Source organism: Pigmentiphaga sp. CHJ604 (assembly GCF_036972535.1).
Classification (GTDB): Bacteria; Pseudomonadota; Gammaproteobacteria; order Burkholderiales; family Burkholderiaceae_B; genus Pigmentiphaga; species Pigmentiphaga daeguensis.
Map to the genome: position 1 here is coordinate 1,378,195 of NZ_CP136998.1, position 25,021 is coordinate 1,403,215.

At 69.3% G+C, this 25,021-nt stretch carries 20 protein-coding genes; 6 read left to right on the forward strand and 14 right to left on the reverse strand.

Features of this window, described 5'->3' with window-relative positions; translation table 11 throughout:
- Nucleotides 1-60 precede the first annotated feature (60 nt).
- The 3 genes from fabG to R4823_RS06695 all read left to right on the forward strand — a co-directional run bounded on the left by fabG (nt 61) and on the right by R4823_RS06695 (nt 3,822).
- Entirely contained in the window at nt 61-801 is a 741-nt protein-coding gene (gene fabG, locus R4823_RS06685; RefSeq protein ID WP_087837467.1) for a 3-oxoacyl-ACP reductase FabG, read from the forward strand.
- A 105-nt stretch (nt 802-906) separates the two neighbouring features.
- Nucleotides 907-1,077 carry a hypothetical protein gene (locus R4823_RS06690; RefSeq protein ID WP_165963053.1) on the forward strand — a complete coding sequence of 57 codons (171 nt, stop codon included), beginning with the start codon at nt 907-909 and terminating at the stop codon, nt 1,075-1,077.
- Between the two features lie 363 nt (nt 1,078-1,440).
- Nucleotides 1,441-3,822 carry a hypothetical protein gene (locus tag R4823_RS06695; RefSeq protein WP_338618013.1) on the forward strand — a complete coding sequence of 794 codons (2,382 nt, stop codon included), beginning with the start codon at nt 1,441-1,443 and terminating at the stop codon, nt 3,820-3,822.
- A 19-nt stretch (nt 3,823-3,841) separates the two neighbouring features.
- Here the strand turns inward: R4823_RS06695 and R4823_RS06700 are convergent, their stop codons facing one another.
- The 10 genes from R4823_RS06700 to R4823_RS06745 form a co-directional block, all read right to left on the reverse strand.
- On the reverse strand, nt 3,842-7,507 hold the full coding sequence (locus R4823_RS06700; protein WP_338618014.1) for a hydantoinase B/oxoprolinase family protein: 3,666 nt from the start codon (nt 7,505-7,507) through the stop codon (nt 3,842-3,844).
- Nucleotides 7,504-8,052 (reverse strand): winged helix DNA-binding protein, encoded by a 549-nt coding sequence (locus tag R4823_RS06705; protein ID WP_087837464.1) that lies wholly within the window; start codon nt 8,050-8,052, stop codon nt 7,504-7,506. The genes R4823_RS06700 and R4823_RS06705 overlap by 4 nt, the downstream gene beginning before the upstream one ends.
- Entirely contained in the window at nt 8,042-8,413 is a 372-nt protein-coding gene (locus R4823_RS06710; protein WP_338618016.1) for a 2Fe-2S iron-sulfur cluster-binding protein, read from the reverse strand. Before R4823_RS06710 ends, R4823_RS06705 begins: the two co-directional genes overlap by 11 nt.
- Nucleotides 8,410-10,125, reverse strand: coding sequence for an FAD-binding protein (locus R4823_RS06715; protein ID WP_338618018.1), 1,716 nt, complete (start codon nt 10,123-10,125; stop codon nt 8,410-8,412). Before R4823_RS06715 ends, R4823_RS06710 begins: the two co-directional genes overlap by 4 nt.
- A 2-nt stretch (nt 10,126-10,127) precedes the next feature.
- Entirely contained in the window at nt 10,128-10,919 is a 792-nt protein-coding gene (locus tag R4823_RS06720) for an ABC transporter ATP-binding protein (protein WP_207958592.1), read from the reverse strand.
- Nucleotides 10,903-11,763, reverse strand: coding sequence for an ABC transporter ATP-binding protein (locus R4823_RS06725; protein ID WP_338618022.1), 861 nt, complete (start codon nt 11,761-11,763; stop codon nt 10,903-10,905). Before R4823_RS06725 ends, R4823_RS06720 begins: the two co-directional genes overlap by 17 nt.
- Before the next feature lie 130 nt (nt 11,764-11,893).
- A complete protein-coding gene (locus tag R4823_RS06730) occupies nt 11,894-13,774 on the reverse strand; it encodes an ABC transporter permease (protein ID WP_279816211.1) in 1,881 nt (626 codons plus the stop codon).
- 76 nt (nt 13,775-13,850) lie between these two features.
- Nucleotides 13,851-14,978, reverse strand: coding sequence for an ABC transporter substrate-binding protein (locus R4823_RS06735; RefSeq protein ID WP_165963054.1), 1,128 nt, complete (start codon nt 14,976-14,978; stop codon nt 13,851-13,853).
- A 123-nt stretch (nt 14,979-15,101) separates the two neighbouring features.
- Nucleotides 15,102-17,219: a hypothetical protein gene (locus R4823_RS06740; protein WP_338618027.1), complete on the reverse strand. Its 2,118-nt coding sequence runs from the start codon at nt 17,217-17,219 to the stop codon at nt 15,102-15,104.
- A 105-nt stretch (nt 17,220-17,324) separates the two neighbouring features.
- Nucleotides 17,325-17,783, reverse strand: a complete 459-nt coding sequence (locus tag R4823_RS06745) for a DUF2501 domain-containing protein (protein WP_087837457.1) — start codon at nt 17,781-17,783, stop codon at nt 17,325-17,327.
- Nucleotides 17,784-18,070: 287 nt separating this feature from the next.
- On the opposite strand from R4823_RS06745, the gene R4823_RS06750 reads away from it, so the two are divergent.
- Both R4823_RS06750 and R4823_RS06755 read left to right on the forward strand, forming a co-directional pair.
- Entirely contained in the window at nt 18,071-19,486 is a 1,416-nt protein-coding gene (locus R4823_RS06750) for an MDR family MFS transporter (protein WP_087837456.1), read from the forward strand.
- A gap of 236 nt (nt 19,487-19,722) precedes the next feature.
- On the forward strand, nt 19,723-20,115 hold the full coding sequence (locus tag R4823_RS06755; RefSeq protein ID WP_087837455.1) for a DUF4168 domain-containing protein: 393 nt from the start codon (nt 19,723-19,725) through the stop codon (nt 20,113-20,115).
- Nucleotides 20,116-20,152: 37 nt separating this feature from the next.
- On the opposite strand, the gene wrbA is transcribed toward R4823_RS06755, so the two are convergent.
- From wrbA to R4823_RS06775, 4 genes are all read right to left on the reverse strand, one after another.
- Nucleotides 20,153-20,752 carry an NAD(P)H:quinone oxidoreductase gene (gene wrbA / locus R4823_RS06760; protein ID WP_087837454.1) on the reverse strand — a complete coding sequence of 200 codons (600 nt, stop codon included), beginning with the start codon at nt 20,750-20,752 and terminating at the stop codon, nt 20,153-20,155.
- A 97-nt stretch (nt 20,753-20,849) separates the two neighbouring features.
- Nucleotides 20,850-21,722: a peptidoglycan DD-metalloendopeptidase family protein gene (locus tag R4823_RS06765; RefSeq protein ID WP_243724411.1), complete on the reverse strand. Its 873-nt coding sequence runs from the start codon at nt 21,720-21,722 to the stop codon at nt 20,850-20,852.
- 44 nt (nt 21,723-21,766) lie between these two features.
- Nucleotides 21,767-22,477, reverse strand: a complete 711-nt coding sequence (locus R4823_RS06770) for a glutathione S-transferase (protein ID WP_087837453.1) — start codon at nt 22,475-22,477, stop codon at nt 21,767-21,769.
- Complete coding sequence (locus R4823_RS06775; RefSeq protein ID WP_087837452.1) at nt 22,474-23,505, reverse strand: NAD(P)-dependent alcohol dehydrogenase; 1,032 nt, start codon at nt 23,503-23,505, stop codon at nt 22,474-22,476. The genes R4823_RS06770 and R4823_RS06775 overlap by 4 nt, the downstream gene beginning before the upstream one ends.
- A 132-nt stretch (nt 23,506-23,637) precedes the next feature.
- Here R4823_RS06775 and nhaA point away from each other — a divergent pair, with 132 nt between their 5' ends.
- Nucleotides 23,638-25,008 (forward strand): Na+/H+ antiporter NhaA, encoded by a 1,371-nt coding sequence (gene nhaA / locus R4823_RS06780; protein ID WP_087837501.1) that lies wholly within the window; start codon nt 23,638-23,640, stop codon nt 25,006-25,008.
- The last annotated feature ends 13 nt before the right edge of the window (nt 25,009-25,021 follow it).

A 25,021-nucleotide genomic window follows, 5' to 3' on the forward strand; every position in this document is an offset into this window, starting at 1 on the left:
GAACCGGTGCCCGGCCCGGCGTTCCGGAAGAGGCCGGATTCCATACAGAGGGGGATGTCAGTGAAGCTGAAAGACCGAGTAGCCATCATCACGGGAGCCGCCGCCGGCATCGGGCGGGCCACCGCATGGAAATTCGCCGGCGAGGGCGCCACGGTGATCCTGTGCGACCGGGCGGCCGACGCCGCGCGGGAACAGGCGCGGGCGCTGCAGGAGGCCGGCCACCAGGCCGTGGCCCATGCGCTGGACGTGACCGACCGCGAGGGAATCGACGCGGTCGTCGCAGCCATCAAGTCCAGGTTCCACCGCATAGATATCCTGGTCAACAACGCGGGCATCACGCAGGATGCGCGGCTGGCGCGCATGACCGAACAGCAGTTCGACCAGGTCATCGACGTGAACCTGAAGGGCGTGTTCAATTGCACCCAGGCCGTCGTCGATACCATGCTGGAACAGCAGCGCGGCGTCATCCTGAACGCATCGAGCGTGGTCGGCCTGTACGGGAATTTCGGGCAGACCAACTATGCGGCCAGCAAGTTCGGCGTGATCGGTTTCACCAAGACCTGGGCCCGCGAACTGGGCCCCAAGGGGATACGGGTGAACGCGGTCTGCCCGGGCTTCGTCGAGACCGACATCCTGAAGAGCATGCCCGAGAAGGTGCTGGACGGGTTCCGCACCTCCTGCTGGATGAGGCGGCTGGGAGCGCCGGAGGAAATCGCCAATGTGTACGCCTTCCTGGCTTCCGACGAGGCGAGCTACGTCAATGGCGTGGCGTTGGAGGTGTCGGGGGGGATGTCCGTCTGACCTATGGCCGGCGGTTCATATCACGGCTACATCGTTCGCATAATTGCGAATAAAAGGAGGATGCTGTAACGTGTTTAGCAATTAGAATCAATTGCACATCGTCGTATGAGCTATTACAGCGAGACGGAAAGGCCGCTGCTCAAGCGGTTCCTGCGTGTCCTCGTCGCCTTCCTGGCCGTCTGTTTCCTGAACGCCGCGATCCTCCGCATCGCCTGCCATGCGGGCGGCGTCCCGGAATCCCGGCTGCTGTCCAGCTTCGCCGTGGGGTGCCTGTAAAGGTACGGATCCATCGCGCCGCCGCACGGCGCGCTCATTTGGCCGAGCCGCGTTTTCTTCTCTTGCGTTCCACGCTGTACACCACCAGCAGCGCACAGGCCAGCCAGACCAGCAGGACTTCCAGAAGCATGGATTCCATCCGACATCGAAGTTAGAGCGAATGCTTCTTGATGATAGTGGGCGCTTCCATATTTCGCCAATTGATTAAACGAAACGTGGCAATAGGATTTGGCTTCGTGGCTCGTCCTCATGGCCGCGGATGCCCCATTTGAGTGATGTGATGGTTCTGCCATGACGATATCCTGAGACAAGGGGGACAGTTGCTGCCCGTGCTTGGGATTTTCCTGCTGGCAGAGTCACATCATGGATATCACTTCTTCTTGCCGCTCTCGCATGCTGGGCGGTTTGGTCGCGCTTGCCTGCGCGGGCGGCTTGGCGCCGGCCCGGGCGGCAGATTCCAGCGCGCTGTTCCGCCAGCTCGGCCAGATCATCGAGCAGACCGGCCGGGCCCTCGCCGACGATCAGCGGCGGCAGGAAGAGGAGGAGCAGCGTGCCGCCGAGAACGCGCGCCGCGAGCAGGAGCTGCAGGCGCAGCGGGAACGCGAGGCGGCGGCCCGGCAGCGGGAGCAGCGGGAAGCGGCCAGGCAGGAACAGGAGCGGGCCCTGCGGGCGCTGGCGCCGCCGCCCGAGTACCAGGACCGCATCGTGATCCACAAAAGCCTGCTCGGCATGCAGGAAACCGGCAACGCGCGGCCGGATTTCGACATCACGGCGCGCACCACCATCAGTATCTCCCCCGACGGCGCCTGGCTGGCCTTCGAGGCAACGGACGGGCGGATCATGCTGCGCGATACGGCATCGGGCAAGGACAGGGTGGTGCCGACCCGCGTGCCGCCCGGCCAGTCTTCCCGCTCGCTGGCCTTCGTCGGCAACGAGGCGCTGCTGGTAAGCGGCCTGAAGAACGGTTCCGAAGTGGTCGATCTGCAAGGCAATTCGCTGCGCACGTTGCCGCCGAGCGCGTACTTTCCGTGGTCGAAGGAGGTGGGCGGCCGCTACATCGTCCAGCACTTGCGGATGAGCGATTCCGACAAGGGACTGCGCTGCCTGGGGGTGAGCTACTACGACGCCAGGGGAGTCGACCTGGGCGGCGTGTCGGTGGACGATGCCGAGGCTTGCGCTGCCCGCATCGACGACAAGGGCCGGCAGGAATTCCTCGCCCACAAGGATGGCGTGGTCAGCTATTACGTCAATGGCGTCAAGACCGGCGAGTTCCGCGGCGACGACCGGCGTCCGGCGGAGCAGTACAAGCGTCTCGGCTATCAATGGATAGGCAACACGCCGTATGCCTACTCCGAGATCGGGGAATGGGATAACCCGTCGCATCGGCTGAGGGCGTGGGACGTGGCCCAGGGGAAGATGCTGTGCGAGCTGCCCGGCCATGTCGCCGGGATACCGTATGCCGACAAGCGGGGCAATATCCTGACGGCACAGCCGCCCGTCAGGGTGAGTCTGCCCGATTGTTCGATGGTGCGCGTCAGCAACGGCAACGAGCGGCTGATGGGCTGGGGGGAGATCGCCTACCTGCACGATGAGCAGACCGGCAAGGTCGACGTCATGGATCCGTCGACGTGGCAGCGCCGCATCACGTTGCAGACGCTGCACCGCAGGTCTCCACAGGACCGGTCGTTCTCCGGCGTGTTCCAGGAGCTGCCGGGCCACCCGGACCAGGTGCTGGTGACGTCGTATGCGACCGAGTCCCAGATACCGGCGCAGTTGTTCGACACGAAGACGGGCCAGTTGCTGCGCACCCTGCCGCCCGGCCGGTTCCAGGCGGGGTACATCATCCAGCAGGACCTGCTGACCGGCCAGTCATTCAGCTGGCGCTCGCGTCTCTGGCGCCTCGCCTACGACGACGGCGCCGGCAAGGCGACCACGGCGTTCCTGGCCGCCTTGAAGAAGGACAAGTTCGAGACCTCGGCCGAGTACCAGAAGCGGCTGGCCACGCTGACCATGCCGCATACGATGAAGGTCGCGCTGCGGGACTACGACGCCGACCGGGGCATGTTCATCGGCACCTGGCGCAACGTGCAGGTCTCGGTGCCGCTGCCGCCGGCGCAGGCCCGGCAGTTCGCCGACGCGAAGGAAATGAGCATGACGGGCGACCTGCGCGCGATCGACGAGGATTACCTGGAACTGCGCAACGCCAGCGTGACCACGCCAGGCGGACAGGTGGTGAAGCTGGCGCTGCCGGATGGACCCGCCCCGAAGATCCAGCCGCGGCCCCAGGCCGTGCGCCAGGGGGAAGGGGCCGGCCCGGTGGCCGGCGCGGCGGCCGCGCGTGCCACGGCCGGCGCGCAAGGGGGGCGCTGCACGGGAACCATGGCGCACCTGGCGCCCCAGCTACGCCCCTATACCACGCCCATGCTGGCCGACACCCGCAAGGAAATCCTGGAGATCAACGTGGCGTCGACCCTGGCCAAGGTAAAGGCCGGGGGCGGAACGGCCGCCATGCTGCGCGAGCAGGCGGACCAGTCCGACCGGGCGGCGCGCGACGCGGCCACCACCGCCAACCAGAGCGACGGCGGCGGCAACAGCATCGCCAAGGCCGATGGCGGCACGTTGCCGTTGAACTGGCCGTGCGAGGGGATCCATTCGTCGGCCGTCTGCGGCTACATCATCATGCGCTGGCAGGCGCTCGTGACGAGGGAGTTGGCCAGCATCTACTCGACGTGCCAGGGAGGATGAGGCCGGCGGCCCCTGGCCGTCACGCGGGCCCGTAGCCTCCGCCGCCGGGCGTTTCGATCTCCACCCGGTCGCCCGCCCGCAGTTCGGCCCGATCCGCGTGGTCCAGCGGCTCGATCCGTCCGTCGGCGCGCAGCACGCGAGCCAGTCCGGGCGCGCCGGGTTGCCCGCCGCACAGGCCGAAGGCCGGATGGTGCCAGCCGTTGGCCAGCAGCGATACCGTCATGGGTTCCAGGAACCGCAGCGTGCGCACGCCGCCGTCGCCGCCGCGCCAGCGTCCATCGCCGCCCGAACCGTGTCGGATCTCGTAGCGTTCCAGCCGCACCGGGAAACGCAGTTCCAGTACCTCCGGATCGGTCAGGCGCGAATTGGTCATGTGAGTCTGCACGACCGACGTGCCATCGAAGCCGCCGGCCAGGCTGCCGTTTTCATCGAAGCGGCCGCCCGCGCCCGAGCCGCCGGAGATGGTTTCGTAGTACTGGTGGCGGGCGTTGCCGAAGGTCAGGTTGTTCATGGTCGGCTGGCTGCTGGCCATGATGCCCAGCGCGCCGTACAGCGCATTGGTGACGCAGGTCGAGGTCTCGACGTTGCCGGCCACCACGGCGGCCGGATAGCGCGGGTTCAGCATCGAACCTTCGGGGACCACGATGGTGAGCGGCTTCAGGCCGCCCGCGTTCATGGGAATGTCCTCGTCCAGCAGCGTGCGGAACACGTACAGCACGGCGGCCGAGGTAACGGCGCGCGGCGCGTTGAAATTGTTGGGCAACTGCTTGGACGTGCCGGTGAAATCCAGCGTGGCGCTGCGGGTGGCGTGGTCCACGGTGACCGCCACGCGCACCTGCGCGCCGTTGTCCAGCGATACCGCGAAGCTCCCGTCGCGCAGGCGGCTGATGGCCCGGCGTACGGATTCCTCGGCGTTGTCCTGCACGTGGCCCATGTATGCCTGCACGACGTCCAGGCCGAAGTAGCGCACCATGGCCATGAGTTCCTCGCGGCCTTTCTCGTTGGCGGCCACCTGGGCGCGCAAGTCGGCGATGTTCTGGTCGATGTTGCGCGCGGGATGCCGCGCGCCGGCCAGCAACTGCCGCATCTCGGCCTCGCGCAGATGTCCGTCGCGCACCAGCAGGAAGCTGGTGATGAGCACGCCCTCGTCGTCGATGGTGCGCGAGTCGGGCGGCATGGAGCCGGGCGTCAGGCCGCCGATGTCGGCGTGATGGCCGCGCGAGCCCACGTAGAACAGCACGCGGGTGCCGGCCTCGTCGAAGATGGGGGTGATGACCGTGACGTCGGGCAGATGGGTGCCGCCGGCGTAGGGGTCGTTGAGCACGTAGGCGTCGCCGGGCCGCAGCGTGCCCTGGGTACTGTCGATGACGGCCCGGACGCTGGCGCCCATGGACCCCAGGTGCACCGGGATGTGGGGGGCGTTGGCGACGAGGTCGCCCTGTGCGTCGAAGATCGCGCACGAGAAATCCAGGCGTTCCTTGATGTTGACCGAGTGCGCGGTGTTCTGCAGGCGCCAGCCCATCTGCTCGGCGATGGACATGAACAGGTTGTTGAAGATCTCCAGCATCACCGGATCCGCCTCGGTGCCGACGGCGCGGCGCTGGGGCCGGGGCTGGGCGCGTTCGAGCACGATGTCGCCGTTCGCGGTCGCGGTGGCCCGCCAGCCGGGATCGACCACGGTGGTGGCGTTGGCATCGGTGATGATGGCGGGGCCGGCGATGACGTCGCCGGCCCGCAGGTCGGCGGCGGCGTAAAGGGGGCTGTCCTGCCATGCGCCGGCATGGATGGCGACGCTGTCGCGGGCCTGCAGTTGCGTGCCGGCCTCGCGCGCGGGGCGGCCGAACCAGGCGGCGCGCGCGCTCTGGGGGCCTTGCCCGGCGGTGGCCTCGGCCATCACGGAATCGATCACCAGCGCGCGGCCGGGCATCAGGAAGGCGAAGCGCTGGCGATAGGCGCGCTCGAAGTCGGCCAGCATGTCCGAGGTCTCGCCCAGCGGCACCGGCAGCGCGGTGTCGGTACCCTCGTAGCGCAGATAGGCTCGCTCGGCGATCCGGATGTCGGCCGCCTCGCAGCCCTGGGCCTGGAGTTCGCCCTTGGCCGCGGCGCCCAGTTCGTCCAGCACCCGGCGCGCCTCGGCGCGGCCGTCGTCGTCGAAGCGGCGCTCCACCGAGCGTTCCCGCACGGCGGTGGCGACGGCCAGGCCCATGCCGTAGGCGGACAGCACGCCGGCCAGCGGATGGATCAGCACGCGCGGCATGGCCAGCGCGTCCGCGACGGCGCAGGCATGCTGGCCGCCCGCGCCGCCGAAGGTGGTCAGGGTGTAGCGGGTGATGTCGTAGCCGCGCTGCACGGAAATCAGCTTGATCGCGTTGGCCATGTTGGTGATCGCGATCTCCAGGAAGCCGTGCGCCAGCGCCTCGGGCGTGGTGGCGCGGCCGGTGCCGCGCTCGACTTCGCCGGCCAGTTCGGCGAAGCGCGCGCGGACCACGTCGGCATCCAGCGGCTGGTCGCCACCGGGACCGAACACGGCGGGAAAGTGCGCAGGCTGGATGCGACCCAGCATGACGTTGGCGTCGGTGACGGTCAGTGGTCCGCCGCGCCGGTAGCAGGCGGGCCCGGGATCGGCGCCGGCCGATTCGGGGCCCACGCGCAGCCGCGTGCCGTCAAAGCGCAGGATGGATCCGCCGCCGGCGGCCACCGTGTGGATGCTCATCATGGGCGCGCGCAGCCGCACGCCCGCCACCAGCGTGTCGAAGGTACGTTCGTATTCGCCGGCATAGTGGGATACGTCGGTCGAGGTGCCGCCCATGTCGAAGCCGATGATGCGGTCGAAGCCGGCGGCGGCCGACACGCCGGCCATGCCGACGATGCCGCCGGCGGGGCCGGACAGCACGGAGTCCTTGCCCTGGAAGGCGCGGGCGTCGGTCAGGCCGCCGCTCGATTGCATGAACTGCAGGCGCACGCCGGGCAGGGCGGACGATACACGGTCCACGTAGCGGCGCAGCACGGGCGACAGATAGGCGTCGACCACGGTGGTATCGCCGCGCGCGACGAAGCGGATCAGCGGCGAGACGGCGTGCGAGGCGGAGACCTGCGCATAGCCGAGTTCACGCGCGATCGCCGCCAGCCGCAGTTCGTGCGCCGGGTTGCGGTAACCGTGCATGAGCGCGATGGCGATGGACTGGTAGCCCTGCGCCCGGCCTTCGGCCAGGGCCGACCGGGCCTGCGCCTCGTCCAGTTCGGCGACGATGGCGCCGTCGGCGGCCAGGCGCTCATCGATCTCGACCACGAGGCTGGCGAGCTGTTCGGGCAGGACGATCTCGCGGTCGAACAGGCGCGGCCGGTTCTGGTAGGCGATGCGCAAGGCGTCGCGAAAGCCCCGGGTGACGGCCAGCAACACGCGTTCGCCCTTGCGTTCCAGCAGCGCGTTGGTGGCGACCGTGGTGCCCATGCGTACGACCTCGATGCGATCGGCGGGTACGGGTTCGCCGGGAGCCAGCCCCAGCAGGCGTCGTATGCCTTCGACGGCGGCATCGTCGTAGCGTCCGGGGTTCTCGGAAAGCAGCTTGGCCGTCGCCAGCGAGCCGTCGGGGCGGCGTCCGATCACGTCGGTGAAGGTGCCGCCGCGGTCTATCCAGAATTCCCAACGGGCATCGTCGGCGGGGGAAGAGGAGGTTGTATTCATAGCGATGAGGCCGCGCGGGCGGCCTGGTCATAAAGGCCCGACAGCATGCGCAGGCGCCGGGCCACGTCGGACAGGGAGGCGCCGTCGGCCAGTTCGCCTTCGACGCTGGCAAGCAGGCAGCGGCCCCGGACGGCGCGGAAGCGATCGATCAGCGCCGCGCCTTCCCCGGTGGTGGCGTAGAGCACTTCCTTGCCGCTTTTTTCGCCGCGCACCAGGCCCATGCCAGCCAGTTTCTTCAGCGAGTAGTTGATGACGTGCGTGTCTTCGTAGTTCAGGGTGAAGCAGATGTCGGCCAGTTTCTTGCCCCGCTTCCGATGGTGGACGTGGTGCAGCACCAGCACGTCCGTGACCGCGAGGTCGGCCGCGCCGGCCGCCGCCATGCAGCGCACGATCCAGCGGCTGAACGCATTGTGGGCGATGATCAACCCGAACTCGAGCTCGGACAGCTCGGCATGCGGACCCGTGGCCAGGTGCGCCGAGGACAGGATGCGCAGACGTTCGCCGGCCTCGTCCGACGCGTCCGGGCGCCGGCCGTCATTCGTCATCGTCGTCGCCCTCGCCGGCGAACAGGCGTTCCTTGGGCGGCGCGATCTCGGTCACGAGATCGCGTACCAGCGGCTTGTTCGGCAGGGGTTCGACCGTGTGCGAGGTGCCCGGCTCGAGCTTGGCCAGACAGGCGTACACGACCTTGCCGTCCAGGCGCATCATGCATTCCTTGCAGGCATTGGCGTTGATGCAGGCATAGCGGAAAGCCAGCGTATCGTCCTGGTGCGCGCGCACCCAGCGCAGCGCGTCCAGCAGCGACGCGGCAGCCTGGGCAGGTACGTCGTATTCGACGACGCGGGCCTCGGTGCCGGCGCCGGCGCGCTGGATCTTCAGGCGGATGGAGTCGTTGGTCGATGTCATGCGATGTCCTCCTGCGTGGCCTCGAGGCGCTGGACGGGCTGGGTGGCCAGCGTCCATTGGCCGTCGCGCCAGGCGATGGTCTGGTTCAGCGTCCAGGCGTCTTCCTGCCCGGGATGGTCTTCGCGCTGGTGCGCGCCGCGGCTCTCGCGCCGCGCCAGCGCGCAGCGGGTCACGGCCTCGGCCACCAGCAGCATGTTGCGCAGGTCCAGCGTGTCCAGCCGCGCCGGGTCCTGCGGCCCGCCGCCCGGCAGGTCGCTGCCGGCCCGTGTCCGCAATGCGTCCAGCCCGTCCAGCGCCTGCCGCAGGCCCGCCTCGGTGCGGAAGGGGCCGACGTGCGCCTGCATGAGCGCCTGCAATTCCTCGATCAGGGACGCGGCATTGAGCGCGTCCGGCTCGCCGTGGCGCGGCGCGAGCCGTTGCAGCCAGGGGCGGGCCAGGGCCTCGAGTGCTTCCACCGAGGGCGGCTCCGGGCAGTCGGCGGCCGCGGCGCGGCCGGCCCGCAGTCCGAAGGCGATCGCCTCGGTGATGGCGTTGCCCGACAGCCGGTTCGCGCCGTTGGCGCCGCCCACGGCCTCGCCCGCGGCATACAGGCCGGGCACGTCGGTGGCGAGGTCGGTGTCCACCCGGATGCCGCCCATGTGATAGTGGGCGATGGGCGCCACTTCTATCATCTGCTTCGTCAGATCGATGCCGGCCTTGGCCAGCTTGTTGATGATGGGGCCGAACGCCGCGCGCAGCGTGTCTTCCGGCACGTGACGGAAGCTCAGCCACGCGCCGCCGGCCGGCGTGCCGCGGCCGGCCTCGACCTCCTTCAGGATGGCGTAGGTCGCGGCGTCGCGGGTGGTGGTGTAGCCCTGGCCTTCGGCGGCGTTGCCGTAGCGTTCGACGAATTCCTCTCCCTGGTTGTTCAGCAGCTTGCCGCCCAGCTTGTAGCGGAAGGGATCCCACATGATGGGGTCGAAGCCGACCAGGCGCGGCGCCAGGTGGCCGATGGGGAAGAACTGCACGAACTCCATGTCGATCAGCCGGGCGCCCGCGCGCAGGGCCAGCGCGAAACCGTCGCCGCCCATGTTGAGCGAGGCGCTGTTGCGGCGGTACAGGCGCGTCAGGCCGCCGGTGGCGATGATGGTGGCGCCGGCCCGTATCAGGACCGGGTCGCCGGAGCCCAGGTGCAGCGCCACGGCGCCGGTGACGCGGCCGTCCTTGCGCAGCAGTTCCACCACCAGCAGGTCGCCCACGCGCCGCACGCCGGGCTCGCGCGCGGCCTGCGCGCGCAGGGTCTTGGCCACCGCGGGGCCGGTGTTCAGGTAGTCGACGTAGACGCAGCGGGGGCGGTCGTGGCCGGGGGCCCGGGTCTGCGCCATCCGCTCGCCGTCGCGGGCCCAGCCCACGCCCCAGCGGTCCAGCAGGCGGATCGCGTCCACGCCTTCCTCGCACAGCAGCCGGGCCAGGGGTTCGCTGCACAGGCCGCGGCCCGCCGCCAGCGTGTCGCGCAGGTGATGCTGCCAGTGGTCCGGCCCTTGTTCGCCCAGGGCGGCGGCCACGGTCATCTGGGCCATGATGGTGGCGCCGCCGCGCCCGATCAGGCTGCGGTCGGCCAGCAGGGCCCGCTTGCCGGCCTGCGAGGCGGCGATGGCCGCGCTCATGCCGGCACCGCCGGCGCCTATCACCAGCACGTCGGTTTCCAGCGTGTGCAGGGTGGGATGGGACATGTTCATTCTCCGTTGGGGGCCAGCGCCCCCTCCAATTCGCGGGCCGGGGCTTCCGCGCCCAGGTAGGCCTGCTGCACGGCGGGGTCCGCCGCGAGATCGGCGGCATTGCCTTGCAGCACCACGTGGCCGTGCTGCAGCACATAGGCCCGGTCGGCCAGCTCCAGCGCGATGCGGGCGTTCTGTTCCACCAGCAGGATGGTCTGGCCGGACGCCTTCCAGCGGAACAGCACCTCGTAGACCGCATCGACGAATTTCGGCGACAGGCCCATCGACGGCTCGTCGATGCAGACCAGGCGCCCGCGCCGCAGCCACGCCCGGCCCAGGGCCAGCATCTGCTGTTCCCCGCCCGACAGCGTGCCGGCCAGCTGGCCCCGGCGCTCGGCCAGGCGCGGGAAGGCCTGGAACACCTCGTCGAGGTCGGCGGCCACGGCGGACTTGTCGTGGCGCCGCGGGTAGGCCCCCAGCAGCAGGTTTTCGCGCACCGTCATGTCCGGAAACACACGGCGCCCCTCGGGTACGCTGGCCACGCCCAGCCCGATGACCTCGGCGGGCGCCAGGCCCTGGATCTCGCGGCCGTCCAGCAGGACGCGTCCGTTGGACGGGCGGGCCAGGCCCAGCACCGACTTGAGGGTCGTGGACTTGCCCGACGCGTTGCCGCCCAGCACGGAGACCACTTCTCCGGCCTGGACACGCAGGCTGACGCCGAACAGGGCCTGGACGGCGCCGTAGTGCACGTCGACCGCGTCCAGTTGCAGCAGGGGGGAGGAAGAGGGCAGCTCAGCCAAGATGGGCATCCGAGTTGACCGGCCGCCTGCGCGCGCGGCCGAGGTAGGCTTCGACGACTTCGGGATGGTCCAGCGCCTCGGCCGGGGTGCCGGTGGCCAGTATCCGCCCCTGATTGAGGACGATGGCCTGGTCGGCGATGCGCCGGACCAGGGACAGCTTGTGCTCGACGACCAGGATGCCGAGCTGCGGCTGTTCCGCGCGCAGCGCGAGCAACAGATCGGTGAGTTCGGCGGTTTCGCTGGGGTTCATGCCGGCGGCCGGTTCGTCGAACAGCACGAAGCGCGGCCGGGCAGCCAGCACGCGCGCCAGTTCCAGGCGCCGGCGGTTCGCGTACGAAAGACTGTAGGCCGGCTGGTCGCGCCGCGGCCAGAGCCGTTCGCCGAAGCGTTGCAGGGCCGCGCGGGCGCGTTCCTCTGCCTCGGCCCGGCGGCGGCGCCAGGCGGGCAGGCCGAGCAGTTCGCCGGCGATCTCGGTCAGCGGATCGACCAGCCGCGCGGACCCCGCGCGGCCGAGCAGCCCGGCCTGGGTGCCCAGCATCACGCTGTCCCATACGCTCAGGGCGGGGAACACGCGCGAGGTCTGGAAGCTGCGGCCCAGGCCCAGCCGGGCGATGCGCTCGGGGGCCAGTCCGTCGATGCGGCGGCCATCCAGGAAGACATGTCCCGACGAAGGTTTCTCGACTCCGCTCAGCAACTGGATCAGGGTCGACTTGCCGGCGCCGTTGGGGCCCACCAGCGCCACGGTCTGGCCCGGGGCGACGGCGAAGCTGACGTCGTCCACCGCCTTGACGCCGCGGAAATGGCGGCTCAGGCGCTCCACCCGCAGTCCTCGTTGTTCATCGCGAGTCGTCATATCAGTCGTTCATGGCAAAGAGGAGTCCGTTGCGACGCGTGTTTCGATCGAGGGCACAGCGGATCCGGCTTTGCCGGTCCGCCAGTGCCGCCCCCTTGAGGGGGCGCGCGTAGCGCGTAGGGGGTGGGTTTCATCTTGCTCCGAGGAGGCCATGCGGGCGCAGGCGCAGCATGATCAGCAGCGCCAGTCCGTAGGCGACCATGCGCCATTCGGCGAAGGGCCGCAGCAGTTCGGGCAGCAGGGTCAGCGCGAAGCCCGCCAGCGCCGCGCCGGTCAGGTTGCCCAGGCCGCCCAGCACCGCGATGGTCAGCAGCAGGATGGAGGCGCTGACGGTGAAGCTCTCGGGGCTGACCACGCTCTGCACGTAGGCGAACAGGCCGCCCGCCAGGCCCGCCAGCAGGCCGGAACAGGCGAAGCCCACGAGCAGGTAGCGGCGCACCGGCAGTCCGGCGGTATGCGCCGCCAGCCGGTCCTCGCGTATGCCGCGCCAGGCCCGGCCCACGCCGGAGTCCAGCAGGCGCTGCGCCAGGAACAGGGCGATCCCGGCCACGGCCGCGACCAGCCAGAACTTGCCGGCCAGGCTCGGCAGCGGCAGTCCGCCCAGCAGCGCCAGCCTGGGCGCCGGGATGCCGATGAACCCCATGGGGCCGCGCGTGACGTCCAGCCAGCTCATGAACACCAGATAGCCGATCTGCCCGACGGCCAGCGTGCCCAGCGCGGCCGTGTGGCCGCTGAGCTTGAGCAGCGGCAGGGCAGCCACCACCGCCACACAGGCGGTGGCCGCGGCGGCGCCGATCAGCGCGGCCTCGGCCGGCCAGCCGGCATTGCGGGCCAGCAGCCCGACCGCGTAGGCGCCCACGCCGTAGAAGGCCGTATGTCCGATGGACAGCACGCCCAGCGCCCCGGAGACCAGCGTGACGCTGGCCACCAGCAGGGCGAAGATCATGGCGTAGACCACGGCCTGCAGAAAATAGGCGTTCTGCGTGAGCGCCGGCAGCAGCGCCAGCACGGCTGCTGCCGCCAGGAAGCCCCAGGGCGGGAGTTCCCAGGCGCGCACGGCGCCGCGCTGGCTGGAGGACGAGGCCAGCACGCTGGTGGTCGGCATGGCGCCCGCCGCGCCGCTGGCGCCGCCCAGCGCGTCCAGGCGACGGTCGCCCAGCAGCCCGTGCGGCCGGAACACCAGGAAGACCAGCACCAGGCAGAACGCCACCAGGTCGCGCGATCCTTCGCCGATGTAGGCGCTGGCCAGCGTTTCGACCACGCCCAGCAGCAGGCCGCCCAGCACCGCTCCCGGCGTGCTGGTCAAGCCGCCCAGCAGCGCCGCCGCGAAGCCTTTCAGGCCGAAGGGCAGCCCCATCTGCGGGAACACGCTCTTGAAATAGAGCGCGACCAGCACGCCGCTCAAGGCGCCCAGCGCGCCGGCCAGGGCGAAGGCCAGTTGCCGCACGCTGCCGGTACGCACGCCCAGTTGCGCCGCGGCATCGCGATCCTGCGCGGTGGCGCGCAGCGCGCGGCCCCACCACGAGCGCGACAGGAACAGCGTCAGGGCCAGCGTGGCCAGCGCGCCGAAACCGAAGATCAGCAGGTCGGTGCTGGTGATGTAGGCGTTGCCGAAGTAGTAGGTGGCTTCATCGAACGATACGGGAAAGGACTGGCTCTCGGGCGACCAGACGATCTCGGCCAGCTGTTCGATGATGAGACTGATCGCCAGCGTGGACAGCACGGGGGCGATATAGGGCGCGTTCTCCAGGGGACGCAGCGCCACCCGTTCGAGCAGCATGCCCAGCAGCGCGACGATCAGCACCGAACCGGTGGCCGCGACCGGCAGCGGCAGTTGCAGCACGGCCACGCCGGTGAAGGCGATGAAGGCGCCCAGCATGAACAGCGCGCCCTGGGCGAAGTTGATGAGATTGGAAACGCCGAACACCAGCGAGAAGCCGAGCGCGATCAGCGCGTAGACCTGGCCGATGGCCAGGCCGTTCAGAATCTGGCTGGCGAATAATTCGAGCATGGGTATGGGTGCGGTGGCCGGAAAAGGCTGCGCCGGCCGCGCCGTGAGGCGGGCCGGCGGCAGGCGCTGAAGGAAATTACTTGTTCAGTTGGAATTCGCCGTTGCGGATCACCAGGAAAGTGGGCGCCTTGCGCACGTTGCCGTTCTCGTACTTGGTCACGCCGGTGACGCCCTCGTAGGCGGGGCCGCCCGCCAGTTCGTCGCGCACACTCTGCCCGGTCAGCGGCTTGCCCGATTGCACGACGCGGCGGATGGCGGCCACACCCACGCCGGCCGCGTCATAGGCCAGCGCGGCGAACTGGTCCGGCGTGCGGTTGTACTTGGCGCGGTAGGCGTCGACGAAGGCCTTCTTGGACGGATCGCCGGCGAAGAAGATGCTGTGCACGACCACGCCCTCGGCGGCCTTGCCCGCCAGTTCGATGAACTTGGGCGAGGTCAGCGGCACGCCGCCGCCCACCGGAATGTCGACGCCGGCCTGGCGCAGTTGCTGGATGAAGATCGAGGCTTCCTGGTAGGGCAGGGCCAGGAAGACGCCGTCGGGCTTGAGCGACTTGATCTTGCTGACCAGCGGCCGGAAGTCCCGGGCGTTGGGCATCACGGCCTCGGTCAGCAGCACCTTGCCGCCGTCCTTCTCGATGGCGGCCGAGGTGGCCTTGACGGTGAACAGGCCCCAGTCGTCCTGCGAATACGGGATGACGATGCGGTTGGCCTTGAGCTGCTTGTGGATGGTGTCGGCGTTGTACTGGGCCAGCACGTCGTCGGTATTGTTCTGCCGGAACTGGTAGGGGCTCTGCTTGCTGAAGTCCGGGTGCGACGAGGTGGGGCTGATCTGCGCGATCTTCGCCTCGGTGAAGATGGGCGCCGCCGCCAGCGACGCCGTGGTCGACCAGGAACCGATGGCCAGCACCACGCCGGGCGTGGCCACGATCTTGCGCGCCACGGTGGCGGCTTCCTGCGGCGAATTGCGGTCGTCCTCGACCACCAGCCTGATCGGGCGGCCATTGATGCCGCCGTCGGCATTGACCTTGTCCAGATAGAGCTCGATGGCGTTCTTGAAGCTCGCGCCGTATTCGGCGAAGTTGCCGGACAAGTGGGTGAACAGGCCGACGGTGATCGGCGGTTCCGCGGCCAGGGCGGGGGCGGACAACAGGCCGGAGGCAGCGGTGGCCGCCAGCAGGCGGCGGAAGGGGAGTCGCGTCGGCACGTCGGTTCTCGGGTCGATGGTGGAGGAACGGCTCCGCGGCGGCGCGAAGGCCGGCGGGGCTGCGGATGGAGGTAAACGTTATGCTTTCGTCAATAAAACATCAACGTATTGTTACTAATAAGCTTATATCGCCAGGACCGTATCCAGCAGTCCCGCGCGCCAGGCCAGCCAGGCCAGCGCGACCAGGGCCAGGACGATGGCCAGGCCCCAGGCCTTGCCGTGCCGCTCGGCGAAGGGATCGCGCAGGTTGCGCCCCGCGTCCGGCGGGATGCGCGCCATGCGGGAGAGCGAGCCGCCCAGCTTGACGTTGATCTTCATGCGGCCATTGATGGCCCAGCCGCTGGCGTCCAGCAGCGGGCCCAGGCTGCGCTGGCGCAGCTTGAGCCAGGCGATGAGCACGCTGGGGCCGGAGATGCTCAGGACGATGCCCAGCAGCGCCACCGGTATCCACCAGCCCAGGTCCACGAACTTGGTGAAGACCGCCACCAGGACCGTGCTGATGCTGCCGAGCGCGACGCCCAGCGCGGCCACGGTGCCCACGTCGACCTTGCCCGGCGTGGCTGGCCGTGCCGTCCCGTCCTTCCTGTCGGCGGTGACCAGGTTGGCCGCGAGCGAGCCCAGCTTGCCCTGCGCCGCCTCGTCGCTGGCGGCGGCGCGCCTGGCGACCTGTTCCTCGATCATGCGCACGAACTTCTTGTACGGAGAGAAGAAGGCCTGCGCGATGCTGGTGGGGTTCTCGATGATCTTGACGATGGTGGCGTCCCAGTCGCGGCCCTGGCGGTCGTAGAACACGCCGTTGCGGCCGACGAAAAGAAAGTCCACGTCGCCGGCCGTGACCGCCGCGACGATGGTGATTTTCTCTGCCTGGCGGCGGCAATCGCAGTAGACGAGGTAGGCCTTGGCCAGGCCAGCCAGGGCCGCATGGCGGGCCGCGTCCTCGACGCGCACCGTCAGCTCGCAGCTGCGCGCGTCCAGGTACAGGGTGCCGGCCTGGAAGATCGCGCCTTTGCGGCGGTAGAAGTCCTTGAACGAGACGAAGTTGTCGAGCAGGTGCGCGAGGTCGCGCTGGAAGCGCAGCAGTTTTTCCAGATCGCCCATGCGCGTGGTGCGCGGCTCGATCTTCTCGTCGGCGTCGAGCAGGGATTTGACCGCTGCTTCGGTGCCGTCCTCCAGCATGGCCATGAGGTCGGCCACGACCACGGCGTCGAGCCGTGTCTGCGGCTTGGCGGCCAGCCAGTTCCGGGCCGGTTCCAGCCGCGCCATCAACTGCCGCCACGCCGGCTCCGGCAGGGTGTCGAGCGGCGTGCCCAGCAGGGGTTCCGCGGCACGGGTACGGAAGGTCTCGAGTGCCTGCGCCCAGGCGGGATTGACGCCGTCGCGCAGCGGCAGCGGACGATCGGCCGCGATGGCCGCCAGCGGCAGGCGGGCGATGTGATCCGAACCCAGGGTCAGCGCCTCGTCGTACAGCTTGCGGTATTCCTCCTGCGAGGGGTTCAGTGCGGAAGCCGCCCGGCGGTCGTAGCCCGCCAGGCGGCAGCGCGCGTAATAGTCCTCGATCTTGGCCTGTACCGCGTTCACGGCCTGGATCGCCGCAGGGGTGTCGTCGCCCAGCGGCACGACGGAGCGGTCTCCCGCCACCTTGTCGCGCCATTGGCGGATCGCCGCGGCCTCGGCGAAGAAGGCGTCGGCGCGCGCCCGGTCCGTGCCCGGCTTGCCGTCCAGCCCCTCTACGCTGCCATGGGTCTCCATGATGCGGCGGATCGCGGCGCGGACCGCGGGCGCTTCCGCCGTGTCTTCCGTGATGACGCCATCGCCGTTGAAGCGCATGGCCGCGAGCAGGCGACTGCGATCGGCGACGTCGGCCAGGCCGATGGTATCGCCCGGCTTGCCCAGCAATTGCAGGATGTGGCGGGCTTCCTCGGCCAGTTGTATGCCTGCTTCGCCGTTGGACAGGGCGTCCAGCGCCAGCGTGTCGCCGCCTTGCAGCAGCCGGTCCGGATCACGCAGCCGCTCGCATGTCCACCGGCACGCGGCCAGCAGTTCGGGGGGGCGGATGCGGCCGTCCGCATCGGTATCGATCAGGTCGAGGGTGCGGGGGTCGAACTCGATGCCGCGCGTGGGGCAGGCCAGCGCCACCCATAATTTCTGATCCAGCTGATCGAGATGGCATACATCGGCGCCCGAGCGGATCGATACCTGATCGACGCCGCCCGCGCGGAAGAATTGCCAGGCATGTTCCATTGACGGCCGGCTCCGGGACGAGTCATGCGGGATGGTGCCGCGCCCTCCCGCATTTTTCGTGCCTCGGCGTGAGTCAAGGCATGGAGCAGGCCTTTCGTGCCGGCCCTACAGCAGCGACTGGCCGTATTCCAGCACCTGGTCGCAGACCTTTTCGGTGATCTGCTGCTTGAGCCCGCCGCCTCCCAGCTCCATCTTCTGCCCGCTGTTGCCGCCCAGGATGCCGCTCAGTCCCTCGCGATAGCCGGGATCGGACTGGGCCTGCTGTTCGCCGCCCAGCTTGCCCAGCAGCTTGTCCTTGACGGACGACGCGCCGCCGCCGAGATAATTGTTCTTCGCGCAATAGGTCAGGATGCCCGTGATGTTGCCGGTGCCGACCGAACCCAGCGAGGGCATGGACGCGCCGCCCAGGCCGCCCAGCAGCGATCCTCCGCCGCCCGACGATTGCTGGCCGCCGCCGCCCAGCGCGCCCTTGACGGAATCCAGAAGCTGGGCCTGGGCGGCGGTGGAGGCTCCCAGGAACAGGCCCAGGGCGATGGCGGCAAGACGGGGGGCAGCGGTCGACATGTTTGATCTCCTTGACGGCTTGGATGGTCCGGTGAAGGGCCGGGGCCGCTCGCCGGATGCTGCTCAAGCGTATACCAGGTTGGCGACGCGAACCAATGGCCGATACCGCTGCTGACAACGGGTTGCCGATCACGATCCTGACAAGCGGCTGACATGCCGCATTTCCGGGATCCAGCCTCGTGCTCTACACTCGTCGGGCCCGACCGGGCCACCTCTTACGCAACGGATTCCGCATCGTGTCTTCCGCCGTATCACGTTCCTCGCGCCCCCTCGTCATTGCCTCGGTGATGGCCTCCATGTTCATGATCGCCATCGAGGCCACCATCGTGGCGACCGCCATGCCGCAGATAGCCGGGGACTTGGGCGGACTGAAGCTGTACAGCTGGGTGTTCGCGTCCTTCCTCCTGACCCAGACCGCGATGACCGTGGTGTTCGGCAAGCTTTCCGACATCTATGGCCGCAAGCCGATGATGCTGGCCGGCATCGCCGCGTTCCTGCTGGGCTCGATACTGGCGGGCTTCGCATGGTCCATGCCCTCGATGATCGTCTTCCGGCTCATCCAGGGCATAGGGGCGGGCGCGATACAGCCGGTGGGCATGACCATCGTGGCCGACCTGTATCCGGTGCGCGAGCGCGGCAAGGTCCAGGGATACCTGGCCAGCGTATGGGCGATTTCCGGCGTGCTGGGCCCCATGCTGGGGGCGCTCATCATCCACCAGTTCTCGTGGGCCTGGATCTTCTGGATGAACGTGCCGCTGGGCCTCCTGGCCACGGCGGGCTTCGTGTTCTTCCTGCATGAACAGCGTGAGCGGCGGCCGATGTCCATCGACGTGACCGGCGCCGCGCTGTTCACGGCCACCGTGGCGGCACTGATGATCGCCCTGACCGACGCCGGCGACGGCCAGGCCTCGCGCGCGTGGATGGCGGCCGGCGCCTTCGTCGTCTGCCTGGTCCTGTTCGTGCTGCAGGAGCGGCGCGCCGAGCATCCCGTGGTGTCCTTCGCCTTGTGGAGCCGGCGTCCGGTGGCGGCGGCGAACGTGGCGATGCTGCTGGGAAGCATGGTGATCATGGGACTGACGACCTTCCTGCCCATGTACGTGCAGAGCGTGCAGCACCGCACGCCGGTGGTGGCGGGGCTGGCGCTGACCATGATCATGGTGGGCTGGCCGCTGGGGTCCACCGTGGCGGCCAAGGCGTTTCCCCGCTACGGCCTGCGCCCCATGCTGCTCCTGGGCAGCATACTGGTGCCGATCGGGGCCTGCGCATTCCTGCTGCTGTCGCCGGACAATTCGCCGGTGCTGGCGGGAGCGGGCTCGCTGATCGTGGGCCTGGGCATGGGCTTCATGGGCGTTTGCTCGCTGGTGCTGATCCAGGAGATCGTGGACGTGTCCGACCGCGGCAGCGCGACCGCCTCCAACATCTTCGCGCGCAACCTGGGCAGCACCCTGGGAGCGACCGCGCTGGGCGCGGTGTTCAACTTCGGACTGGCCCGGGCCACCAGCGATGCGCCCATCTCCTCGGAGCAGCTCAAGCGCGCGCTGGAATCCGCCGGCGCCAATCCCGTCATCCAGGCCGCCATGCAGGACTCCCTGCACATGACGTTCTGGGCGGTGCTGGTCATCTCGTTGCTGGTCATGGCCGCCACGGTCTGGATACCGCCCACTACCGTGGGACGCGCGAGCCGTCCCGCCGCCAAGATGTAAGCGTCGGCATCGCGGCCGGCGGCCCGCATCGGCGCCGGGGGCGTCGGAAGGTGCCGGCCCCAGACCCTGGTGCGGCGGCACCCCGGGGCTCGTCCATGGCAAGGATGACGGCCGCGCGGGGCGTGGATGTTACGGCCTGTGAGGCCCGTGGCGCTTTCTCGCATACATACGGCAACCCGGCGCCCGGCCTGGTTTTGGCAGGATGGTGGCACCAGGAACCCCATTTGGAGATTGCCATGAAACGAAGCTATGTCCCCGCCGTGGGCGCCTGCCTGATCGCGATGGCGTCGGCCGCGATGGCGCAGGCCCCGCAGCAGGCGCCCGCGCCGGATCCCGCGCAGGGCGCGATGCCCACGCAGCCCCAGCCCGCGGCCAATGTGTCGGACGATCAACTGCGCAAGTTCGTGAGCGCCGCGCAGAAGGTGGCCATGATTTCGCAGGAGTACACGCCGCGGCTCAACGCCGCGACGGACGCCGCGTCGCAGCAGCAGGTGCACAAGGAGGCCGATGACAAGATGGTCGACGCCGTGCACCGCGAAGGCCTGACGGTGGACGAGTTCAACGGCATCGGCCAGGCCGTCGAGCAGAATCCCAGCCTGGCCCAGCGCGCCCGCGACATGGCCAAGTAAGGCATCGCGGGCGCATGCCCGCGATGTTCGCGCGCGATCAGCCGAACAGCTTGTTGGCGGTGCGGGCCACCAGTTCGCCCTGGAAGCGCGCGCCGGCGAGGTCTGCCGCCGAGGGCTGGCGCGAGCCGTCGCCTCCCGCGATGGTGGTCGCGCCGTAGGGCGCGCCTCCCACGATCTCGGTCAGGGTCATCTGGCCCTGGTAGCTGTACGGCAGGCCCACCACCACCATGCCGAAATGCAGCAGGTTGGTGATGATGGAGAACAATGTCGTCTCCTGGCCGCCATGCTGCGTGGCGGTGGAGGTGAACGCGGCCCCCACCTTGCCGTTCAGCGCTCCGCGCGCCCACAGGCCGCCGGTCTGGTCCAGGAAGGCCGCCATCTGCGAGGACATGCGCCCGTAGCGCGTGCCGGTGCCGATGACGATGGCGTCGTAGTGCTCGAGATCGGCCACCGTGGCCACGGGAGCCGCCTGGTCCAGCTTGAAGTGGGCATTCTTGGCGACGTCGGGCGGCACGGTTTCCGGCACGCGCTTGATGTCCACCTGGGCGCCCGCGCTGCGCGCGCCCTCGGCGACGGCCTCGGCCATTTTCTCGATGTGGCCGTATGACGAGTAATAGAGAACCAGGACCTTGCTCATGGAACCTCCTTGGACGCGGCGTGGGCGATCCAGGTATTCATCCCATACGCCCGGCCGGCGCGCAAGCGGAAGATGTGTAATGAAGTGTTGCGCCTTCTCAGGGCTTGAAGGCGCCGATGAAGATGGCGGGGTCCACCCGCGCGTCGTTCAGGCTGACGTTCCAGTGCAAGTGGGGACCGGTGGCGCGGCCGGTCGATCCGACTCGTCCGACTTGCTCGCCGCGCGCCACTTCCTGGCCCACGCGCACCCCGATCTCGGACAGATGGCAGAACATGCTGATGAAGCCCTGGCCATGGTCCACGAATACCGTCCTGCCATTGAAGAAGTAGTCGCCCACCAGGACCACGCGTCCCGCGGCGGGAGCCTTGACCGGCGTGCCCGCGGGCACGGCGAAGTCCAGGCCGGAATGGGGGTTGCGGGGTTCGCCGTTGAAGAAGCGTTGCAGGCCGAAGGGGCTGGAAAGCCGGCCGCCGGCAACGGGGCGGTCCAGCATGACGTTGCTGGGGCCCTGGGGGCGGAAGGCGCGGTAGGCGGCCAGTTGTTCGGCGGTTTCCTTCTCGATGCGCGCGAGGTCGGCCGGGTCCGGGTTGACCTGGCGCTTGTTCTTGAGCTTGATGTGCTGGGCGACGTAGGTCTTGCTGCCCACCTGGAAATCCAGCGTGCGCGTTCCCGCTTCCTCCTGCACCGCCAGCCGTTGCGTGCCCGGCCTGGTGCCGAGCGGTATGCCGACGACGGCGATCCACTGCCCGCCGTCGTCGCGCAGCACCATCGTCCTGCGGCCCAGATAGGTGGCCACGGGGGCGGCGGGGCCGTCCCCCAGCGGAATCACGGCCACGCCGCCGGGCACGGGCTTGTTCAGAAGACGGGTGATGAAGCTTTCGGCATGGGCGGGCAAGGCGGCGCACAGGGCGGCCGTCCACAGCAGGCAACGGGCAAGCATGGCGGGCATGGGAAGGGCGGGAGAAGACATCGCCCCAAGCGTACAGGCTGCCGCCGTTTCTCCGCAAACGCGCCTCAATCGCCGTCGAGTTCTCGGTAGTGGCGGAAGATGCCGTCACCCCAGGGCAGGCGCCGTCCACTGCCCAGGTAGGCCTGGAGTTCCGGCAGGCCGCCGACGCGCGCGTGCAGCGCCATCACCCGTGGATGGTCGCGCGCCAGGGTCGTCATGCGCCGGGGGAACGCATACAGCAGGCCATCGACCAGGTGATAGAGCGACAGGTCGGCATAGGTCCAGCGGCCGCCGCCGCCGATCCAGTCGCCACGGCGGGCCAGCACGCGTTCGAAGTAGCCCAGGAACTTGGGCATGCGCTGGGCGCGGAAATCGCTGGCGCGCCGCAGCGCTTCCGCCTTCTGCTCCTCGTAATACAGGCCGGAGGCGATGGGGTGATGGACGTCATGGGCCTCGGCCACCATGTCGGCGATGGTCAGCTGGATCTGGTTGATCCACAGCCGGCCCGCCAGGTCGCTCGGCGCGAGGCCGTGGCGTTCTCCCAGGAAGAGCAGGATGTTGGCCGTTTGCGAGATCGTCATGTCTCCTGCGACCAGGTACGGCGGTGCGAAGGGAGGGCTGTCGCGGTCGGCGCGCATGTCGGCCACCAGGTCCGAAGCATCGACGCCCGGCTCGCGCGCGCATTCCCGGTAGGGGATTCCGCCGGCTTCCAGCGCCAGGCGGACGAACTCGCCGCGTCCGGGTATGCCGTTCCAGTACCAGAACTCGTAGGTCATGCGGGCTCCTTCGTGTCTTGCGCCTGGAACTCCAGGCAGATCTTGCCGAAATGGGCGTGCGCGGCCTCGTGGCGGAAGGCGTCGGCGATCTTCTCGAGGGGGAAGCGACGGTCGATCACGGGATGCAGGCCGATGGCCTCCAGGGCGCGCACCATCTCCTGCTGCTGCCGGCGGCTGCCCACGATCAGGCCTTGCAGGCGAGCCTGCTTGGCCATCAGCGCGGCCGTGGGAATCTCGCCGCTGCCGCCGGTCAGCACGCCGATCAGCGAGATGTGGCCCGCCACGCGCACCGCCTTGATGGATTGCGCCAGCGTACCCGGGCCGCCGACCTCGATGACGTGGTCCACGCCGCCTCCGGTAAGCTTGCGCACCGTGTCGCCCCACTGCGGATCGTCGCGGTAGTTGATGACGTGGTCGGCGCCGAGCGCGCGGGCGCGCGCCAGCTTCTCGTCCGACGACGAGGTGATGATGACGGACGCGCCCATGGCCTTGGCCAGTTGCAGCGCGAAGATCGAGACGCCGCCCGTGCCCAGCGCCAGCACCGTGTCGCCCGCCTTGAGCCGGCCGTCGCCGACCAGCGCGCGCCAGGCGGTCAGTCCGGCCGTGGTCAGCGTGGCCGATTCGGCGTGGTCCAGATGGCGGGGAGCGTGCGTGAACCAGGTCGCCGGGCGGACGATGGCCTCGCGCGCATAGCCGTCCACGCCGTCGCCGGGAACCGTGGAGAAATTGCCCACCCGCGCCTCGCCGTCCAGCCAGTGCGGGAAGAAAGTGGACACCACGTGGTCGCCTTCCGCGAACTCCTCGACCCCCGGGCCCACCTCCTCGACCACGCCGGCGCCGTCCGCCATCGGAATGCGGCCGAAGTAGCGCTCGTCCGTGCGCAGGGCGACGAGGTAGTCGTGGTAGTTCAGGGAACTCGCGTGCAGGCGCACGCGGATCTCCCCGGCCGCCGGGGATCCGGGGTCGGGCAGGTCGACGAACTGGAGATGGTCGAGCCCGCCTGGGGCTCCGAGCACAACGGCTTTCATGAGGGACTCTCCTGGGCAGGATGGATGTGGCGCGTGTTCGTATAAAATAACGCCGGGTGTCCTCGCTGTATACGCGGGGGCAGGTTCTGGGCACCGGTCGGGCCGCCGGTGCGGGATTCTTGGATGATCCAGATGAACCGACACGCCCCTCGCCGGCCCGTTCCGCGCGCCCAGGATCTTGCCGCTCGAGCCCTGCTCGCGGTGGAAAGATTTCTTCACATCGAAGCCGTCAGCGGCATCGTGCTGCTGGCGGCCGCCGCCACCGCCCTGGTCTGGGCCAATTCCTCCTACGCCTCCGTCTACCACGCGCTGTGGCATGCGCCGCTGACTTTCGGCCTGGGCAGCCACGTCGTCTCGCAGTCGCTGCATTTCTGGATCAACGACGCGTTGATGACGGTGTTCTTCCTCGTGGTCGGGATGGAGATACGGCGCGAGATCCACGAGGGCGCGCTGGCCAGCCTGGCCCAGGCGGCGCTGCCGCTGGCGGCCGCCCTGGGCGGCGTGGCGGTGCCCGCGCTGATCTATCTTGCGTTCAACGGCCAGGCGCCGCAAAGCCAGGGCTGGGCCGTGCCCACCGCCACCGACATCGCGTTCGCGGTCGGCGTGCTGGCGCTGCTGGGCCGGTCCATTCCCGCCAGCGTGCGCATCTTCCTGCTGGCGCTGGCGATCATCGACGACATCGTCGCGGTGCTGATCATCGCAATGTTCTATTCCGGCGGGCTGGACCTCAGCGGATTGCTCGTGGCCGCCGTGGGCATCGTGATGGTGCTGGCCCTGCAACGGATGGGCGTGGGGACCGCCTACGCCTACGTGTTGCCCGGCGCGGTGCTGTGGATCGGCCTGTTGCAGACGGGCGCGCATCCCACACTGGCGGGGGTCGTGCTGGGGCTGATGACGCCGGTGCTGCCCGCGCCGCGCCACGAGCATCCGCTGGACATCGTGCGCCGCGCGGCGGATTTCCTGGTGCGCGAGGGCGCCGCCGATACCGGTGGCACGGCGGCGCAGGCGCGGCGGCTGCGATGGGCGCAGCGCGAGCTGGTCGCGCCCGTGACGCGCGTGCAGATGGCCCTGCATCCGTGGGTGGCCTATGTCGTCATGCCCCTGTTCGCCCTGGCCAACGCCGGCGTCACGCTGGACGGCGTGGACCTGTCGGTGTCCTCGTCGCAGGCCGTCATGCTGGGCGTGGCGGCGGCGCTGGTGATCGGCAAGCCGCTGGGCGTCGTCGCTGCCAGCTGGATCGCGGTCCGTCTGGGATGGTGCAGGTTGCCTGCCGGCGCGACATGGGGCGGGGTCGTGCTGGTAGGCTTGCTGGCGGGCATAGGCTTCACGATGTCCATCTTCATCGCCAATCTGGCGTTCGGCGACGAAAGTCTGCTGGGGGCGGCGAAGCTGGGCGTGCTGACGGCATCGGCCGTGGCGGCCACGGCGGGGCTGGCGTGGGGCGCCGTGCTGGCGGCCAGGCAACGGCACAAGGCGGGGCCGCAGGGTGAGGGCGCATCCTGAACCCGGTGGCATG